Origin of the sequence: Bradyrhizobium nivariense, from assembly GCF_029846695.2 — a bacterium.
Lineage (GTDB): Bacteria > Pseudomonadota > Alphaproteobacteria > Rhizobiales > Xanthobacteraceae > Bradyrhizobium.
In genome coordinates, this window is the sequence record NZ_JARWCR020000164.1 from 1 (window position 1) to 2586 (window position 2586).

2 protein-coding genes are annotated in these 2586 nt (G+C 63.3%); both read right to left on the bottom strand.

From position 1 onward, the window contains the following. Positions 1-98 precede the first annotated feature (98 nt). Positions 99-860 carry an IS21-like element helper ATPase IstB gene (gene istB, locus QCM77_RS45635; protein ID WP_280097105.1) on the bottom strand — a complete coding sequence of 254 codons (762 nt, stop codon included), beginning with the start codon at positions 858-860 and terminating at the stop codon, positions 99-101. Positions 861-875: 15 nt separating this feature from the next. Next, positions 876-2414 (bottom strand): IS21 family transposase, encoded by a 1539-nt coding sequence (gene istA, locus QCM77_RS45640; RefSeq protein WP_247295734.1) that lies wholly within the window; start codon positions 2412-2414, stop codon positions 876-878. Positions 2415-2586 lie beyond the last annotated feature (172 nt).

Here is a 2586-nt window from a genome sequence, read left to right on the forward strand (position 1 = left end):
TGCGTATTTCGGCGATGGTGAGCGGCGATTTCAGGCGATCGTGAGCAGCTGTTTCGCGCGATGATGAGCAGCGGCTTTGACCGACATGGGTGATTGGTTCAGGGGTTTGAGTTGGCGTCAAGAGTTTGATTGCGGGCGTTCTGCTTTCGCATGCTTTCTCCGGAGAGTTGCAGACGGTGAGCGTTGTGAACGAGGCGATCCAGGATGGCGTCGCCGAGGGTTGGGTCGCCGATAACGTCGTGCCAATGTTCAACAGGGACCTGACTGGTGACGATTGTGGAGGCGCGACCGTGGCGATCATCGAGGATCTCCAGAAGGTCGCGCCGTTCGGGCGGATTTAGAACTGACAGGCCCCAATCATCGAGAATCAGAAGTTGAATGCGGCCGATGGTTTTGAGCAGCCGGCCATATCGGCCGTCGCCGCGAGCCAGGGCGAGCGCTTCGAACAGGCGCGGGACGCGGTGATACTGGACCGAACGATTGTCGCGGCAGGCCTTTTGGCCGAGGGCGCAGGCAATCCAGCTTTTGCCGAGCCCGGTTGCCCCTGTGATGAGCAGGTTCTCGTTGCGGTCGATCCACTCGCCGCCGACGAGTCTGGCGAAGATGCTGCGGTCGATGCCGCGTGGCGTGCGCAAATCGACGTCTTCCACGCATGCGCTCTGGCGTAGCGCGGCGAACTTGAGGCGGGTCGTGAGACGTTTGGTGTCGCGCTCGGCGGCTTCGCGGTCGACGAGAAGCCCGACGCGCTCCTCGAACGGCAGGGCGTCGAGGTCCGGTGATCGTCGCTGCTCCTCGAAGGCTTTGGCCATTCCGGTCAGGCCAAGCGTGATCAGCCGTTCATGGGTGGGGTGTGTCAGCATTGGAGTCTCCCTGGTTCAGTGGAAATAGCCCTGACCGCGGATGTTGCCGTGGCGCAGGGGCTGGTGGTCGGACGTCTCGTCGAGGAAAGCGCGATCGAGGCCGCTCTTGAGGATCGAACGGATCGAGGCGACGGAGCGAGCCTTGATGAGGATGCCGCGTCGGCAGGCGGCATCGACGCGCGCATTGTCGTAGCTCTTGGCCAGCGACAGGATACCGAGGCAGGTGCGAAAGCCTTGCTCGGGGTGCGGCCGGGCTTCGATGACGACCTGGAAGAACGCCGCGGTCGATGGACCAATCTTCTCGCCGGCGGCGATCAGCCCTCCCGGCGTCCATTTGCCGTAGCGGCGGTGGGCGCTGGGCATATGATCGGCAATCGTGGTGTGGCCGCGCCGGTTGGGCGCACGGGCGTGGCTGGCGATCCTCTGTCCCTTGTGGAAGACCTCGACGGTCTTGTCGGCGATACGGACATCGACGAGTTCACGGATCAGGCGGTAAGGGGTGGAATACCAATGGCCGTCGATCTCGACGTGATAATCTGGGGCGACACGGCAACGCTTCCATCGCGCAAAGACGTAGGGCTGGTCCGGCAGTTCTCTCAACTTGGGGCGATCAATCTCGGCGAACAGTTCGGTCCGGCTAGAGCCGAAGCCGCGCATCTGGCGGGCGTTGAGTTCGACGACGAGCCCGCGGATGGCGGTATTGAGCTCCGCCAAGGAAAAGAAGCGCTGGTTGCGCAGGCGGGCCAGGACCCAGCGCTGGGCGATCTGGACTGCGACCTCAACTTTGGCCTTGTCCTTTGGTCGCCTCGGGCGGGCCGCCAGGATCGCGGTGCCGTAATGGCCGGCCATCTCAGCATAGGTGCGGTTGATCCCGGGATCGTAGCGATCGGGGTTGGTCACGGCGGCCTTGAGATTATCGCAGACCACGAACTTCGGCACGCCGCCGAGGTACCTGAACAGGCTGGCATGCACGCCGATCCAGTCGGACAGGCTCTCGCTGGGGCAGGCCTCGGCGTAGGTATAGTTCGAGGCCCCCATCGCCGCGACGAACAGCTTCATGGCGCGCACTTCGCCGGTGATGGGATCGAAGATATCGATGGTGTCGCCGGCGAAATCGACGAATACCTTCTCCCCACCGGCGTGGGTCTGACGCATGCTTGGCCGGGCCCGCTGCTTCCAGGCCTCGAACGTCGTGCAAAACCAGGTATAGCCAAAGCCGTCCGGATTGGCGGCGCGATACTCTTCCCACAACAGCAGGCGCGTCACGCTGCGGCGGCGCAGCTCCTTCTCGACATAAGCCCAATCCGGTGTCGGGCGCCGGTCGCCTTGCGAGGCTGTCGTCGGCGCCGGAAACAGCAGCAGTTCAAGGCTCTCGTCGTCCAGGCCCTCCGGCAGCGGCCAGGTCAGCCCCGCAAGGCGGGCGCGACGCACATAACCGTGTACGACCCCATTGCTCACTCCCAACGTCCGCGCGATGACGCGCTCGGTCAGGCCCTGGTGCCTCAAACGTAGAACTTCTCGGATCCGGCGCATCGACAATCTCTCGGTAGGCATCAGGCTTCCTCATTGGTTGAATGAAGACTCCGTAGCCCGGTTGAGTTGTCGGTCGAAGCGTCCGGCACCGCCAAACGTTGCTCACGATCGCCTGAAATCGCTGCTCACGATCCTCTGAAATCGTTGCTCACGATGCGCTGAAATCCGTGCTCACGATGCCGCGAAACGCGCA